General features: G+C 34.6%; 18 protein-coding genes. 11 read left to right on the plus strand and 7 right to left on the minus strand.

The features are described 5' to 3' along the window. Positions 1-123 precede the first annotated feature (123 nt). Genes ACTF54_RS10895 through ACTF54_RS10905 form a run of 3 tightly spaced genes read left to right on the plus strand, consistent with a single transcriptional unit; the run spans position 124 to position 1,716 of the window. The gene (locus ACTF54_RS10895; protein ID WP_347196190.1) at positions 124-1,104 is read left to right on the plus strand and encodes a M23 family metallopeptidase; all 981 of its coding nucleotides are present in this window, start codon (positions 124-126) and stop codon (positions 1,102-1,104) included. A 15-nt stretch (positions 1,105-1,119) separates the two neighbouring features. Then, on the plus strand, positions 1,120-1,383 hold the full coding sequence (locus ACTF54_RS10900) for a hypothetical protein (protein WP_347196189.1): 264 nt from the start codon (positions 1,120-1,122) through the stop codon (positions 1,381-1,383). 6 nt (positions 1,384-1,389) lie between these two features. Then, positions 1,390-1,716, plus strand: a complete 327-nt coding sequence (locus tag ACTF54_RS10905) for a MerR family transcriptional regulator (RefSeq protein WP_347196188.1) — start codon at positions 1,390-1,392, stop codon at positions 1,714-1,716. A gap of 37 nt (positions 1,717-1,753) precedes the next feature. Here the strand turns inward: ACTF54_RS10905 and ACTF54_RS10910 are convergent, their stop codons facing one another. Beyond that, positions 1,754-1,924, minus strand: a complete 171-nt coding sequence (locus ACTF54_RS10910) for a hypothetical protein (protein WP_438969344.1) — start codon at positions 1,922-1,924, stop codon at positions 1,754-1,756. Between the two features lie 121 nt (positions 1,925-2,045). On the opposite strand from ACTF54_RS10910, the gene ACTF54_RS10915 reads away from it, so the two are divergent. Genes ACTF54_RS10915 through ACTF54_RS10925 form a run of 3 tightly spaced genes read left to right on the plus strand, consistent with a single transcriptional unit; the run spans position 2,046 to position 5,613 of the window. After that, positions 2,046-3,182 (plus strand): O-antigen ligase family protein, encoded by a 1,137-nt coding sequence (locus tag ACTF54_RS10915; RefSeq protein WP_438969345.1) that lies wholly within the window; start codon positions 2,046-2,048, stop codon positions 3,180-3,182. Continuing rightward, the gene (locus ACTF54_RS10920) at positions 3,182-4,195 is read left to right on the plus strand and encodes a glycosyltransferase family 4 protein (protein WP_438969346.1); all 1,014 of its coding nucleotides are present in this window, start codon (positions 3,182-3,184) and stop codon (positions 4,193-4,195) included. The genes ACTF54_RS10915 and ACTF54_RS10920 overlap by 1 nt, the downstream gene beginning before the upstream one ends. Positions 4,196-4,227: 32 nt before the next feature. Then, positions 4,228-5,613, plus strand: coding sequence for a sugar transferase (locus ACTF54_RS10925; protein ID WP_438969347.1), 1,386 nt, complete (start codon positions 4,228-4,230; stop codon positions 5,611-5,613). Between the two features lie 74 nt (positions 5,614-5,687). Here ACTF54_RS10925 and lnt read toward each other — a convergent pair whose 3' ends face one another. Together lnt and ACTF54_RS10935 are read right to left on the minus strand one after the other, a co-directional pair. Further along, positions 5,688-7,313: an apolipoprotein N-acyltransferase gene (gene lnt / locus ACTF54_RS10930; protein WP_347195726.1), complete on the minus strand. Its 1,626-nt coding sequence runs from the start codon at positions 7,311-7,313 to the stop codon at positions 5,688-5,690. Positions 7,314-7,378: 65 nt separating this feature from the next. Then, entirely contained in the window at positions 7,379-8,449 is a 1,071-nt protein-coding gene (locus ACTF54_RS10935) for a PorV/PorQ family protein (RefSeq protein ID WP_347195725.1), read from the minus strand. 116 nt (positions 8,450-8,565) lie between these two features. On the opposite strand from ACTF54_RS10935, the gene ACTF54_RS10940 reads away from it, so the two are divergent. Both ACTF54_RS10940 and ACTF54_RS10945 read left to right on the plus strand, forming a co-directional pair. Then, on the plus strand, positions 8,566-9,324 hold the full coding sequence (locus tag ACTF54_RS10940) for a CDP-alcohol phosphatidyltransferase family protein (RefSeq protein WP_347195724.1): 759 nt from the start codon (positions 8,566-8,568) through the stop codon (positions 9,322-9,324). Positions 9,325-9,394: 70 nt separating this feature from the next. Then, positions 9,395-9,868, plus strand: a complete 474-nt coding sequence (locus tag ACTF54_RS10945; protein WP_438969348.1) for a hypothetical protein — start codon at positions 9,395-9,397, stop codon at positions 9,866-9,868. 9 nt (positions 9,869-9,877) lie between these two features. On the opposite strand, the gene lptB is transcribed toward ACTF54_RS10945, so the two are convergent. Next, entirely contained in the window at positions 9,878-10,624 is a 747-nt protein-coding gene (gene lptB / locus ACTF54_RS10950) for an LPS export ABC transporter ATP-binding protein (protein ID WP_438969349.1), read from the minus strand. Positions 10,625-10,729: 105 nt separating this feature from the next. On the opposite strand from lptB, the gene ACTF54_RS10955 reads away from it, so the two are divergent. From ACTF54_RS10955 to ACTF54_RS10965, 3 genes are read left to right on the plus strand one after another with little or no spacing between them, the layout of a single operon-like run. Beyond that, positions 10,730-10,957 carry a hypothetical protein gene (locus ACTF54_RS10955; RefSeq protein ID WP_347195721.1) on the plus strand — a complete coding sequence of 76 codons (228 nt, stop codon included), beginning with the start codon at positions 10,730-10,732 and terminating at the stop codon, positions 10,955-10,957. Next, positions 10,957-11,535 (plus strand): phosphatase PAP2 family protein, encoded by a 579-nt coding sequence (locus tag ACTF54_RS10960; RefSeq protein WP_347195720.1) that lies wholly within the window; start codon positions 10,957-10,959, stop codon positions 11,533-11,535. Before ACTF54_RS10955 ends, ACTF54_RS10960 begins: the two co-directional genes overlap by 1 nt. Positions 11,536-11,541: 6 nt before the next feature. Beyond that, complete coding sequence (locus ACTF54_RS10965) at positions 11,542-11,988, plus strand: OsmC family protein (RefSeq protein ID WP_347195719.1); 447 nt, start codon at positions 11,542-11,544, stop codon at positions 11,986-11,988. A gap of 13 nt (positions 11,989-12,001) precedes the next feature. Here the strand turns inward: ACTF54_RS10965 and ACTF54_RS10970 are convergent, their stop codons facing one another. The 3 genes from ACTF54_RS10970 to ACTF54_RS10980 form a co-directional block, all read right to left on the minus strand. Continuing rightward, positions 12,002-12,625, minus strand: a complete 624-nt coding sequence (locus ACTF54_RS10970) for a MarC family protein (RefSeq protein WP_347195718.1) — start codon at positions 12,623-12,625, stop codon at positions 12,002-12,004. Between the two features lie 111 nt (positions 12,626-12,736). Next, positions 12,737-15,043, minus strand: coding sequence for an acyl-CoA dehydrogenase family protein (locus tag ACTF54_RS10975; RefSeq protein ID WP_438969350.1), 2,307 nt, complete (start codon positions 15,041-15,043; stop codon positions 12,737-12,739). Positions 15,044-15,358: 315 nt separating this feature from the next. Then, complete coding sequence (locus ACTF54_RS10980; RefSeq protein ID WP_438969351.1) at positions 15,359-15,730, minus strand: endonuclease domain-containing protein; 372 nt, start codon at positions 15,728-15,730, stop codon at positions 15,359-15,361. Positions 15,731-15,984: the final 254 nt, after the last annotated feature.

Here is a 15,984-nt window from a genome sequence, read left to right on the forward strand (position 1 = left end):
TTATTTTTGTTCTTAAGGATAAAGGTGGTGGTTATTCCGCTTTCGCGAAAGCGAAACAAACACTAACTTTTTTCTACTTATTTTTATCCATTAGAGCAGCACAAAAATAGCATAATAAAACGTATGGCAAAGGTTAAGTATTACTACGATTCTGAAACTCTTTCCTACCGTAAGGTAGAAACTAAAAAAAGCAAACTTTTTTTTAGAAGTATGCTATTTATATTACTGAGTTTTTGTTTTGGATTAGTCCTTTTTCTTTTTGCAGATTCTTTTCTAGCTTCTCCAGAATTGAAAAAAGCACGTAATAAGGTAGAGTATCTAGAACTTCAACTAGATGAAATGCAAAAAGATGTAGGCCAGTTAGCAAGAGTTATTGAAAATGTAGAAGATCGTGATAATACGATTTACCGCATATACTTTGACGCAAACCCTATTCCGGCAGAGCAACGCGAGGCAGGTTTCGGTGGTGTGAATAGATATTCAAGTTATGAAGGAAAACCGTCTGCAAGTAGAATAATTGAATTAAGGGAATCTATTGATAAATTAAAAAAACGTACTGCAATACAGTCTAAATCTCTTGAAGAAATAGCTGCTCTAGCAGAAGATAAAGAGAAGTTGCTTACTTCTATACCAGCAATACAACCAGTTCGTAATCAAGATTTAACGCGTATGGCAAGTGGTTATGGCTACCGTACAGATCCATTTAACAAAACGAGAAAGTTTCATTATGGTATGGATTTTACTGCACCACGTGGTACACCTGTTTTTGCGACAGGTGATGGTGTTGTTGCTCGTGCAGATGCTAATAGTTCTGGTTATGGTAATCATATAAGGATAGATCATGGTTTTGGGTATGTATCACTTTATGCTCACTTAAGAAGGGTAAAGCCCTATAATGTCAGAAAAGGTCAAAAGGTAAAAAGAGGTGATATTATTGGTTATGTAGGAAGTACAGGAAGGTCACAAGCACCGCATTTACACTATGAAGTGTTTAAAGATAATGAGCGTATCAATCCTATTAACTTCTATTATGGTAACCTAACTCCAGAAGAGTTTAATGCTTTATTGAAAAAATCCCAAGAAGAGAATATATCTCTTGATTAATAATAAAGAAGTGGTATGAATTTTTTAAGTATCAAAAACTTACTTTGTTTCTATTTCATAATTTTGGCGCCTTTAGCGATATTGATCTGGTGTAGTAAAAAAGATTGGATCGATGGCACTTTGTTGACCGTCGGGCTATTGTTTTATGCTATAGTTTACCGCACTTTTACAGATGGAAAAAGGCTAGCCGTTAAAAATATAATTCCAGAATCAAGTATCTGGAAGTTAGTGGTCCCAGGTACTCGATTTCAATACTTTAAAGAGCTTTATCTTAAATAATTAAATATGCATATAGAACTTCCTGAAAAACTATACTACACGATGGGTGAAGTAACCAAAGCATTTCAAGTAAATGCTTCTTTGGTGCGTTTTTGGGAAAAGGAGTTTGATGTATTGCAGCCTAAGAAGAATTCTCGTGGTAATCGCAAATTTTCTAAGGATGATATTGAGAATCTTAAAACGATATATCACTTAGTAAAAGAAAAGGGTTTTACACTAGATGGCGCTAGAGATTATATGAAAAATCACAAAAACGAGTTACAAACTTTTGAAATAATCAATAAGTTAGAACACGTAAAGGCAGAGTTATTAAAAATCAAAGCCCAATTATAAATACATAGTCCTTCTGGGATTTTAATAAGCTTGCTTTTCAAAAGAGTAATTTTGTGATTCTTAAAATACCAATTAAAATACCATAGTCTTTAATGATCAAGTTTGAAAAGCTGTCATATCCTTTTTTAATTGCTGGACATATAGTAATCACTATTTTTATGATTGCTGTTCCGTTCTTAGTTAAGGTGTTTTTCTTTGCAGCTGTCATATATTTTGTTCTAAGACTTTTTACAAGCGCCGATAGAAATAATGAAGTAATTCTTGCCTGTTCATATTTTACATGTTTAGAGGTTTTTCTAAGGATGAATGGTGCCCTACCGTTTTACGAAATGATCAAGTATCTAGTGTTAACTTTTATGCTTGCAGGAATCTTATTGAGAGGTTTTTCATTAAAATCCATACCCTTTGTAATTTATATTTTGCTTCTAGTTCCAAGTATTGTAATTGCCTCGCAAAATATCCCAGTTTCAGAATCTTTAAGGAAGGCTGTAGCGTTTAATTTAAGCGGTCCAGTTACTCTAGGGATAGTAGCAGTTTATTGTTTCCAGCGCACAATTACAACCACTAGATTAGATCAAGTTTTGAAACTATCCATAGGTCCTATCGTAATGATGACCTTTTATTTATTTGTTGTTACTCCAGATATACGTGATGTGGTTACTAATACCGCTTCTAATTTTGCTGCATCTGGTGGATATGGACCTAATCAAGTTGCTACTGCATTAGGAATAGGAATGTTCATTTGTTTTGTACGCTTTTTACGTATTAAGAATATATGGCTCAATTTATTAGATATTCTTCTATTCCTTGCCATGACCTATCGAGGTTGGGTCACTTTTTCCAGAGGTGGAATTATAACTGCATTTTTAATGATTGCTGCTATAATAGTTACTTTGTTTTTTCTCAAAAAATCAGAATTTAGATTTTCATTTTTACCTAAACTAGGTATTATCGCCTTTGGCCTGTTATTAGCTTGGAGTTATACATCATTAGCTACTAGTGGATTAATTGATAAAAGATATGCTAATCAGGACGCTGCAGGTAGAGCTAAAGAAGATCTTTCTACTGGTAGAGCCGAGCTGGTTTCTATTGAATTAGAAGCCTTTCTGGAACACCCAATAACAGGTATAGGCGCCGGACAAGTAAAATATTATCGAGCAAAAAAAGACGGTATTGTAGCTGCTTCTCATAATGAAACCAGTAGATTGCTTTCAGAACATGGCAGCATAGGGATTTTATCACTTCTTGTATTAATTTTCACACCTCTCATTTTTAGATTATCCCATAAAGGAAACGTTTATTTTTATCCTTTTCTGATTTTTTGGATAGCAACTATTAATCACAGCGCCATGCGTATTGCCGCACCTGCATTTTTTTATGGATTTGCACTTCTCTATGTGGTTAAACCTAAGGTGAAAAAGAAGAAAAAACTGATTAATGAAACACCAGCGGTAGCTGCGGTATAATGAAAAAGATTCTTTACATAGGTAATAAATTAGAAGGATCCGGAAAAACAGCTACAACCATCGATACCTTGGGACCTCTATTACAAAAAGAAGGATTTAATCTTAGATTTGCATCTTCTATTCAAAATATAAGTAAACGTTTTCTGCATATGATGCGTGTTACTTATAGATCTAGGAATTGGGCAGATGTTGTGTTGATCGATACCTACAGCACAAAAAATTTTTGGTATGCGATCACTATTGCTCGTATTTGCAAATCATTGAAGTTAAAATATATTCCTATACTTCACGGAGGTAATTTACCTGAAAGGTTAATAAAGAATCCTAAATCTATAGATACATTTATCACTAACGCATATGCCGTGGTAAGTCCTAGTGATTATTTAAATTCCGCTTTCGCGAAAGCGGGCTACCATAACATTATAAAAATCAATAACTTTATTGAGATAGAGAATTATCCATTTAAAGAAAGAATATCTATAAGACCTAAACTTTTATGGGTTAGATCATTTGCTCAAATCTACAATCCGCAAATGGCGATTCACGTACTGAAAAAATTGAAAGAAAAGTATCCTGATGCTAGTTTAACAATGGTGGGACCTGAAAAAGATGGCTCATTAGAAATTTGTAAACAACTGGCAAAAGAGCTAGATGTTGAGGTTCACTTTACCGGTCTATTATCTAAAAAGCAATGGGTAGAGATAAGTGCAGATCAAGATGTATTTATCAATACAGCACATTTTGATAACTTGCCAGTAAGTTTACTAGAAGCTATGGCATTAGGTTTACCTATCATCTCCACAGATGTAGGCGGCATTCCATACTTTATCCATCATGATGTGAATGGTAAACTAGTGCCAGATAAGGATATAAATAATATGATGATTGGTATTGAGGATTTAATAGAAAATCCCAAGAAAACTAATGAAATGATTAATGAAGCTAGGTTGAAAATTAAAAATTATTCTTGGCAGAAAGTAAGGTCGCAATGGTTTTCAATTCTTTCCTCATAAACTGTATCTTTACTTAATTAAAATTTATTTCTTTGTTAACACCCATTCATTTTGAAATGTCTGAGCGCAAAATTCTATTGCGTATCATTGATGTTGTTGTAGTGCTGGGTGCTTTGGACCTAGTTGGAGTGGTTTTTGATTATGACTATTTTATTATCCACGATCAAAGATGGACTTCTTCTATCGTACTTTCGGTTTATTTATTGTTTTTTGCAACCGTTTTTGAGTTATATAATCTACATCGTGCCAGTCGCATAATGAGTACGTTGCGCAGTGCGGTTACTACAGGATCTGTTACTTGCCTTGTTTATTTGTTAACGCCTTTTCTGACACCAGTTCTCCCTGAAAAGCGAATTCAAATTTTATATTTCTATCTAGCGGTAACGCTATCTCTTTTATTGTGGCGTGCCATTTATATTAAGTTTTTTGCTAGTTCCAAATTTAATAAAAAGATCATTCTTATTGCAGATGCTTGCGATGCCAGCGTGATTAAACAATCACTTCAGGATGCAGATCCTAATTATAAGATTATTGGTTTTATAAATACAGATCCTGCTTTAGAATCTAATGATCATCTAGACATCAAACAGTTTAGTATTAATGATGCTCAAAAGCTATTTCAAAATAGATCAATCACAGAGGTTGTAGTTGCTAGTAATCAATCAGAAGGTATTACCTCTAATCTTTATAGATGGCTTATAGAATTGGTCGAGGATGGACATTCTGTAAGAGAGTATACACAGGTGTATGAAGAAATGACCGATCGTGTTCCAGTTCAATATGTAGGAAAGGATTTTTATAAATATTTTCCATTTGCACGTAACAATCAAAACCGATTGTATTTAGTTTATCATCGTTTATTTGATCTGGTCACTTCTATTATCGGTTTGTTGGTTTGTCTTTTAATTATACCTTTTGTGGTGTTAGGTAATTTTTTAGGAAATAAAGGGTCTTTATTTTATAGTCAAGAAAGAGTAGGAGTTAATAGGAAGGTTTTTAAAATTATAAAGTTTAGAACCATGGTAAAGGATGCAGAAAAATCTGGCGCTCAATTTGCTATGGAGAACGATGTGAGAGTTACAAAATTCGGTAAATTTTTAAGAGCTACTCGTATAGATGAGTTTCCACAGTTTTGGAACATTTTAAAAGGTGACATGAGTGTTATAGGTCCGCGGCCAGAGCGTGAAGTTTTTGTAGAACAACTTTCAGAAAAGATTCCTTTTTATGAGACACGTCATGTAGTAAAACCTGGTTTAACTGGCTGGGCACAAGTAAAAACTAGATATGGTGTTACAGAAGGTGATCATTTAAGAAAACTTCAATACGATCTCTATTATATTAAAAAGCGCAGTGTCTTTCTGGATATCAGAATTATAATAAAAACATTAAGTACAGTAATCTTTTTAAAAGGACAGTAGTTTTCTAGTATTCAGTCTCAATGGTCAATGTACTTATTTTTTACTTGTATTAACTACCAGATAGAATTACAAAGTTACCTTCTCTTCATAGTTCCCTTTCTAAAAAGGCTTAACAGTAAAATGAATAACCCCATTAACTGCGCAATTCTCACGATGTAATCACCGTGCGTGGTATAAAAAGTCAGCTCTTTATTGGGGTAAATCTCTCCTTTAATAACGCCTTGTAATTCGTAATCTAACGATTTCTGAATCTCACCACGATCATTAATTATAGCGCTTATTCCTGTATTTGCACTGCGCGCAATCCATTTTCTATTTTCTATAGCTCTTAAACGTGCAAGACTTAAATGCTGTTGATGTCCTTGCGTATTGTCCCACCACCCATCGTTGGTAATTATAGCTAGAAAAGTGGCTCCATTTTTAACATATTCAGAAACATATTCTCCATAAACGGATTCATAACAAATCACTGGAGCAGCGATGCTAGAATTATTTAATTTAAAAACAGATCGCTCTTCTTGCGTCGTTTTTGTAGAAACGGTACCACCTAGATCGATCATCGCATCACCTAGAATAGGTTTCAAGACGCTTTTGTAAGGAAAGTTCTCTACGCCTACAACCAGTTTTGATTTATGATAAACCTGCAAAGAATCATAAGCAGATAGAAACATGGCACTATTGTAACTATTGTAATATGTCCTTCCATCGCGATATAAGTTAGTCTGACCGGCAGCTCTTTTTTTATCATAAAAGACCTCATCTATAGAGATACCGCCTAGATAATCAACATTAGGAAAAGCATATAATTTTTGTCTTAGATTTTGTACACTAGGATGAAAATCTAATTGATTTAAAGTACTCAGTCGTACGTCATCAGCAAGGACAGTTTCTGGTGTGATGATGACATCTGTAGATTCATCTATTTCAGGAATCGCGAGATTCATGATAATATTGATAATACTGTCATTTGTAGTATAATATTTCTCTTCGTACGGATCAATATTAGGCTGTACGATAACGACTTCTGTTCCGCTGCCTTTTTTGAAATTTAAAACTTCATATACTAATATTTGAGAAATTAGAATAGGAACTAGTATAATTACTAGTAGTATAGAAGAACGTTTGATTATAAATTTGCTCTTGGAAATAAGTCCGCTTTCGCGAAAGCGTAACACACTTAGAAAAACAAAAATATTTACCAGCCAGATCCATAATGATCCGCCGAAAGTACCTGTAAATTCATACCATTGAATCCAAGATGTCGTCTCACTAAATCCATTACCTAGGTTGAGCCATGGCCATGAAAAATCCCACTTTAAATGCATACTCTCAAAACTGATCCATAAACAGGCTAGAAATGTGAGCGCTGCTCCTTGTGTAGCTTTACGAGCAAGTAAATGATAGCCTAAAAATACAGAACTCATCAATGCAGTGTTTGCTATTACTGCAAACCACATTCCAAATGCCGTAGAATAATACAACCAATAGGTTGTTGTAATATTGAATATGAAAAAGGTAAGATAGGAGTGAAGGAATACTTTTCCAGCAGTCCTTCTACCTTTAGCAATTCTTAATTTGCGTTCAACAAAAAGTAATGGGACAAAGGCTACAAAAAGCAATCCAGCAAATCCATAAGTTGGCCAGCTTAACCAAAATAAAATTCCTGATAAAAAGGCTAATAATATATGGGCTAGTTTCATGTCCTAATTAAATGATATACAAATTTAAGCTCTTTGTAGGTCAACCCATAATTTGAGTAAAATAATTACTTGCTAAAAACAGAAAGGTCAATATTAACCGAGAAAACATTAGAATACAAAGCCTCGCTCGAGTCGCCTATATCAGTTAGTGCATAATCTACAGAAATACCTCTGTATTTAAAACCTACACCTATGTTAGGTTGAAAAGTAGTGCTGCTATTGCCATCCAGCTGTTGAATATTCTGAAAATTACCGACACCAGCGCGTACAAAGACTAGGTCTACAAAACTATACTCTAGACCTAAGGATGGTGTTGCGCTCACAGCACTGCTAGAAATAATATCATTAGTCTGTATAAAACGCATGTTCATGTTTACCTCTGCAGTAAGGATGTGGTCGTAGTGAAAAGTAAATGTTCTAGCCAGCCCTAGTTGTAATTTAGGCAATGTGATTTCAGTCGTTTCTGGCAGTTCTTGATTTTGATTTTCTACTGCTCCGCTTATTTCACTAAATTTTTCTTCATCAATGGACCACGTGTTATAAGTAGTAGTAATGTCGCGTGCCATAAATCCTACTTGCCAGTCGCCGCGTTTAAATTGTAATCCTACATCAAAACCAAAACCCCACGAGTTAGCAAAATCACCTATTACACGACGTATCACTTTGGCATTTGCTCCATAAGAGAATCCGTCTAATTTTGCTTCACGAGCATAAGAAAAGGCAAAAGCCCAGTCTGCAGTAGAGAAAGTAGAAATACGGTCGTAATTGATATTTCCTTGATCATCTATCAATTGCGTCGTATTTAAAATATCATCTACAGAAAATCTGATAACAGAAAAACCAAAAGCGCTGACATCATCAATAGGCATTGCAAATGCACCGTAATTAAATTGGGCGATATTTGCAAAGTAACTAGAGTGCATTAAAGATAATTCTTGATCCTGCATTCTGGTTAGTCCTGCGGGATTCCAGTAAACAGAATTTACATTATCACTACTCGCTACAACCGCGTTGCTCATTCCTAGTGCTGCTGCGTCGACTCCTATATTAAGGAATTCGTTAGAGTAGGCTCTAGAGGTTTGCGCTTTCGCGAAAGCGGAACACAAAACCAACACTAAGTAGAAGTAATTTTTCAAGCAGTATGTTTAATATGTGGCAAATATCCTAGTTTCTGAGTTAATAACTATGAAAATCTCTGGATATTGCCTAAAAGTAAGTGAAACAGATCGCTAAAAAACTGCATATTTGTAGCATGAAGAAATGGGTGCCAAATATTATTACGTTATTAAACTTATTATGCGGTTGCATTGCTGCTATTTATGCATTTAACGACCAGCTGGTTTTAGCAGGGATATTTGTAGGCGCAGGAATATTCTTTGACTTCTTTGATGGTCTTGCAGCGAGACTTTTAAAAGTTTCAAGTGATCTAGGAACGCAATTAGATTCTCTCGCAGATATGGTTACCAGTGGTCTTGTTCCTGGAATTGTCATGTATCAAATGTTGAGTGATGCGATACTCATGAACTTGACAACAACTGAATCTATTAATTTTTTCTTAGGTGATGATTTGTACTGGATCACACATCCATACACACCTATCATAGGTTTTTTAATCACTCTAGGAAGTTGCTACCGACTGGCAAAATTTAACATAGACACCAGACAGACCGATTCTTTTATAGGAGTACCAACGCCTGCAAATGCCATTTTGATTATTTCTCTAGGAATTATAGCGCAAGATTATAATAATGAGGTGACTTACTTTCTTACTAATCCGTACATTCTTATCGCAATCACCTTAATAAGCGTTTATTTGCTCAATGCAGAATTGCCTTTGTTTGCCTTGAAGTTCAAAAGCTTTGGATGGAAAGGAAATGAAATCCGTTGGGTATTTATTGCGATTTGTATTGGGTTAATTTTTGGGCTTCAGATTTATGCAGTGCCATGTATTATTATCATTTATATCTTGATGAGTGTTATAAATAATATTACAAGCAAAACGAATACATAAAATAGCAGTTTTTCATAACTAGAAAGGTTTCTAAGGAAAGTAGTTGATTTTATCAACTCTAATTTAAGCAATGAATAAGATTATCAAATTCTTATATCGCAAAGGCTTTTTGAAAATTACTCCAGAAGTCATTGAAAAGGCATCAAAAAGTGCTGATCTGGATTTGTTGCTTTTAGGATTAGATGATAAAAATTTTAATATCCGGATAAAAGCGGTCGTGGCACTTTCCAAATATGCAAAGCAAAACGATGAAGTTTATGAAGCCATTTGTAAAACGATTCATAACGATATTACTATAGTTTCTCTCAATGCTATGAATTCTTTGATACTTCAAAATCATAACGAATATGAGAAATGGCAAAAAACTTTTAAAACTAAAAAAAAGGAATTAATCGATTCTAATAAAATTGGAATTGAAATCTCAACATATGGTTATACAGATTTCTCTAATTTAAAAATTAATCAAAAAATCCGAATGGCGGAATCTTATAAAAGAAATCAGATGTTACTATTACTAGTTCTATTACATTTATGTCTGGACTAAAAAGAAAATTTACTCAAAAATCTTCTTTTTCCTCAATTCAAAGTTTTGCCCTAGATAAACCCTACGTACCACTTCATCTTCAGCCAATTCTTCTGGAGAACCGTGTTTTAAAATCTTTCCTTCAAACATTAAATAGGTACGGTCTGTAATAGCAAGAGTTTCTTGTACGTTATGATCGGTAATAAGAATACCTATGTTTTTCTTAGTTAACTGTGCAACAATGCGCTGTATATCTTCTACCGCGACAGGATCTACACCTGCAAAGGGTTCATCTAATAAAATAAAGGTAGGATCTGTAGCTAGAGCACGGGCAATTTCTGTACGGCGGCGTTCTCCACCACTTAATAAATCTCCGTTTCTATTACGTCTATCTTGTAAGCTGAATTCTTCAAGAAGTTTTTCACAACGTTCTTTTTGCTCTTTTTTAGAAAGATCGGTCAATTGTAAAACACCTAGAATATTTTCCTCAACGGTCAGTTTTCTAAAAATAGATGCTTCTTGTGCTAGATATCCTATACCGCTTTGGGCACGTTTGTACATAGGATACTGCGTGATCTTTGTATCATCCAGCCATACGTCGCCGCCTGTAGGTTTTACCAGTCCTACGGTCATATAAAAAGAAGTGGTTTTCCCAGCACCATTAGGTCCTAAAAGTCCAACGATCTCTCCTTGATTCACTTCATAAGAAACACCTTTTACTACGGGACGTCCTTTGTATGATTTCTGTAAATTATCTGCTCTTAATTTCTTTTGCATAAAACAAATTTAATGGTTTTGAAATCAATTTTTGCCTAACTAATAACATCTTACATCACAGATATTATTAAATTGCAGTACTAATAGTAATTCAACTACTTTTTTATGGAACTTCCTAGATTTCTTATGGGCGATAACGTTCATTATCCTGAAGATATTTTTGTCATTCATTTAGATTATCCTCGTTTCATCATTAATTTAAAAGATGATGAAGTAGAGTTTCTTGAAGAAATTACCAAAGATGATAAAGAAGAGCTGGAAGAAGAAACGAAAAATCTCATTGAAGAAGCCAGTCGTTTCTATGACGAACAAATGGAATTGTACGAGGAGTAATGGAAGAAATTAAAGAACTGGACTGGGACGCCACTTTATTTCTCAATGATTGGGGAAACGATGCGGTAGATTTATTTTTCAATATTATCACGCATAAATTTTATGCGATACCATTATATCTACTAGTTCTATACGTTCTTTATAAAAAAATGGGTACGCGTAACTTAGTGATAGCATTAATTGCCATCGCATTGTTAATTACCTGTAGTGATCAATTAGCTAGTTTATTTAAAGATAATTTTGAAAGATTTCGACCTTTTAGAGAACCAGTCTTAGAAGGCTTAATTTCTAAAGTAGGGAAAAGTGGTGGTACTTATGGATTTTATAGTGGACACGCTAGTAGCGCCGTTGCTTTGGCAACTTTTTTATGGTTTATTTTAAAGCGCAAAAATAAAAACCTAGCAATCACTATGATTGGTTGGGCAGTTTTAGTTGCTTACAGTCGTGTTTATTTAGGCGTTCACTATCTAGGTGATGTGCTCATGGGAGCGTTTATGGGGATTTTACTTGGTTTACTTTTTGCATGGTTATACGCTTTCGCGAAAGCGAGATATGGAATATCTACTACTATTAATTAGTACTTTATGAGGAAGCAATTTCAATTTGAAGTACTTACAGAATGGCAAAAAGGTGTTCAAATAAATTCTAAAACCCATACTTCCAAAATTGTTGGAAAGCCTGATTTACAAATCTCTGCGGCGAGAGAATTTAAAGGAGAAGCAAGTAAACACAATCCAGAAGATTTGCTTCTCAGTGCACTATCTTCTTGTCATATGATGTCCTACTTCTATGTTTGCCAACAAAATAATATCGATATCTTAGACTACAAAGATCTTGCGACTGGCATTTTAGAATTAAAAGAAGATTCCAGCGGTGGTTTTATAGAGGTAATTCTGAATCCTGTGATTACATTAAGAGATAACCAACAAAAAGAATGGGCGCTGCAATTGCATAAGAAAGCACATGAGCTTTGTTTTATAGCCAACTCTGTTAACTTTCCAATAAAGATAATTCCTATAATAAATAACTAACAGCTGCTTACTATTAATTTAAAACATCAAAGGATAGCTTTAATCCAGAGATAACCATGCTAGTTCCAATTATGGCAATAATCAATCCCATCAATTTACCTATAACTGAGATGACATTGTCACCTATCTTTTTTGCAATTACGTCACTTAAGGAAAACGCGATGTAGTTCAATAAACACATCAGTGCAAATACAATCAGAATCACAGCAATATTGATATAGGAAGTAGTATTTGCGACAAAGTTTGTTGCTGTTACAATAGTTCCTGGACCTGCAAGAATAGGAATGGCAAGTGGTGATATCGCAATATTCTCGTCATAATTAACCGTTTTAAGACGTTTAATATTTGATTTTTTAGACTGTAACATTTGAAAACCTACAAAGAATATCAGTATTCCACCAGTAATTTTAAAAGCTGGAATCGTAATACCAAATAGGTCAAATATATAATTACCTAATAGTACAAAAACAGATACTATAATAAAGGCAACTATAACCGCTTTTAGATTTATTCTTTGTTTTGTTTCTTTATCTGCGCCTTCGGTTAATGTCAAGAAAATCGGCATATTTGAAATCGGATTCATAATGGCAAAAAAGCCAGTAAATACCGATAGCGCAAAAGTTAAAACATCGTTCATAGAACTAGATTATATACGTTTAAGTGATTTTAAAAGAGCATTTTGCTCTTTTATTTTCAGCGCGCAAAAGTAATCAAAAGAAACTTCTATGATTTTTATTTTTAATGTTATTTAGTAAAACTTCAGGGCTGTTTCTGTCATGTGCTTAGGAATATCAAATGCATCGACTAGAAACTGGCTTTCTTCCTTTAATTCTTTACAAAGCTTTTGTACCAATTTATTAATAGCTAGTGATTTTGAGCCACTGATGTAATCGTGCTCTAGATACCAGCCTTTGTTTTCTTCAATACGATGCAAAGTATATAGATTTTTCAAAGAGGAGAGTATCTCTTTTACGTTATCATCTTTTTGCTCCTCAATAGTGGCAATAAATCTTTCTAAAACAATTCTATCAATATAGGCGCTTGCCATATCTATTAAATGTACTTGAACACTTAGAAAAGCTTCATAACTGTCCATTCCACCTTTTATTTTCTTACTTAAACGCATGGCTAGAGAGCGCAAAGAATATTCTTCTCTGTAGGTAAAAGCAGCCAGTTGAAATTCACTGTCTAATAAATGTTCTTCAGAAGTATCTCTAGTTACTAATATATTAAGTTCACTCAAATTGGTAGAAGCAAGGCTGGAAATATATTTTAAAGTATCCCACCAGTCCATTTTACCAAATTGCTTTTTGAAATAAGTCAAGCGACTTTTTGCAGTAAGCTGCAGCAAGACTGTATTATCACCTTCAAAAGTGGTAAATATATCAGAGTCTGCTTTAAGGAGATCAAAATACATCTCGCTTAAATAACCTTTTCCACCACAAGCTTCTCTGCATGTTTGTATGGTTGCTGTAGTATTCCATGTAGATAATGCCTTTAAGCCTGCAGCAAGAGCTTCAATTTGTTGTGCATCATGATTTGTATGACTGGTATATTCTTTTAATAAATGATCATGGGCAAAATCATAGGCATAAGCATTTGCAATTAAAGGTATTAACTTTTTTTGATGTGTAGGATAATCCATGATGGATTGTTCTGGTTTTCCTGGTGGACCAAATTGCTTGCGATCGAGTGCAAAGTAAACAGCCATATTCAAAGCTTTTTTAGCTGCCGTATTTCCAGCAATAGGTACACATAGTCGTCCGCCTACCAAAGTTCCTAGCATGGTAAAAAACCTTCTTGAAGAACTACTTATTGGGCTGAAGTATTGTCCATCTTCATCTATATCACCAAATTTATTGAGCAAGTTTTCTTTAGGAATGCTGATGGAATTGAAGTGTAAGGTTCCATTATCAACTCCATTCAGTCCCATTTTATGACCATTATCACCTATGGTAATACCAGGCATAGTGTTACCATTTTTATCTCTGATAGGAACTAAAAAAGCATGAATCCCATGTTCTTCACCATCAACTATTAACTGTGCAAAAACCGTTGCCATTTGAGCATGCATTCCTGCGTTACCTATGTAGGTTTTTCTATCATTTTGTGTTGGTGTGTTGATAATAAAGCTATTACTTTCTAGCTGGTAAATCGCTGTAGTCTGTAAGGCTTTTACATTACTACCATGATGCATTTCAGTCATAGCAAAGCAACCAGGTAAGGTCATGTTACCTATGTCTTCCATAAACTTGTCATGATGATATTTTGTTCCCAAAGATGCTACACTACCACCGAATAATCCAAAATGAACACCAAATTTTATTGTAAGACTCAAATCATACTTAGCCAGTTCTTCAAAAACAGCCGCATATTGCACCATAGAATCAGAACCACCGTAAGCCGCTGGATAAGCTAGTTTACCAAGTCCAGCATCGGCAAGTTCTTGCGTCCATTGCATTACTTTCTCTTTACGCGTTTTTAAATCGTCATCATAACTTTCTATAGCGTCTTTATGACAATCTAATATGTTTTGAACCTGTTTCTTTAAGTCGGCATTACTATGTTGTAACAATACTTTTAAAGCATTGGAATAAGGTTTTCCTGGCTGGTTAATAGTAAATGATTGATCTGAAGAAACAGGATTTGTTTCATAAACAGAACGTATGGCTTCATGACTAGCGATCCCGATATACTTCTCAATATTTCTTACAGATTGCTCTGTTTCTGCGTTGGCCCATTGTTCACTATCCGGTTTTTTAGCAAGAACGGTTCCTAATGAAAACATATCTAGCCTTTCAGACATATCCAACACATTGACATGTTCTTTAATATAGTTTTTCCAATATGCCAATTCTCTTGCAGATGGCGGATTATCAGGTTCCAACCATTTATAAACCATCAATTTAGTTGCTTGCTTTATCGTTTCATTTTCGTCAATCTGTTTTTTGATATAAGCAATTTCATGCTCTTCTAAAACACCATCAGCCCAAGCGATATATAGTAAAGGTATAAATGGCAATAAAGAATCAGGAATAGATATAGACGTTTTCATATAACTTGGAATTAAGTGCTGCTGGTTGAATTGCAAGTAAGATACTTTTCTATTAGATATTTTTTGCCTTATAAAATCTTAAAACTGTTAGTAGATTTTAATAGCACTGCATCGATCCTTTCCGACCAAAACTCGCTCGCGCTCGCTTTGCCCACCTTTCCTTATCCCAGAAATTTGCATGAGCAAATTATCAGGGAACAAGGAAAGGAGTTTTTTTGACTCCTCGCCTGAGAACAGGCGAGGACAGATTGAGTTCTTGGCAAAGCCAAGACGCAATCAGGAGTGGTTGAAGGATACCAGAAAATCGCACCAATCTCATTTAACTCCACAATGTCTTTTTATATCAGTCAGAACATGCTCCAACTCACTAAAAACATATTGGTTCTCGTATCTTAAAATCGTAAACCCCATATTTCCCAAATCCTGATCTCGCAATTCATCCTTTTCAAATTGATCGGGCTGATCATGATAATTCCCATCCAATTCAATGATGAGTTGGTGTTGTGCACAGTAAAAATCTACAATGTAATTTTTAATAGAATGCTGCCTGCGGAATTTCAATCCATGGAACTTTTTAGTTTTTAATTCATTCCACAAAAAGGCTTCTGCAGGAGTTAAGTTCTTACGTAGGCATTTGCGGTTATCTTTAAGATGTGGCAAATCATGAATAGGTTTCCTACGTTTCATGATTTGAAATTAATGAAATTAACTGAGATAACTTTAAGCACTGCATCGATCCTTTCCGACCAAAACTCGCTCGCGCTCGCTTTGCCCACCTTTCCTTATCCCAGAAATTTGCATGAGCAAATTATCAGGGAACAAGGAAAGGAGTTTTATAAACAGAGATTTAAATAAACTCCTCGCCTTAGAAAAGGCGAGGACAGATTGACTTCTTGGCAAAGCCAAGACGCAATCAGGAGTGGTTGAAAGATGCTGGTTTT

This window comes from Nonlabens sp. (assembly GCF_965657255.1).
Classification (GTDB): Bacteria; Bacteroidota; Bacteroidia; order Flavobacteriales; family Flavobacteriaceae; genus Nonlabens.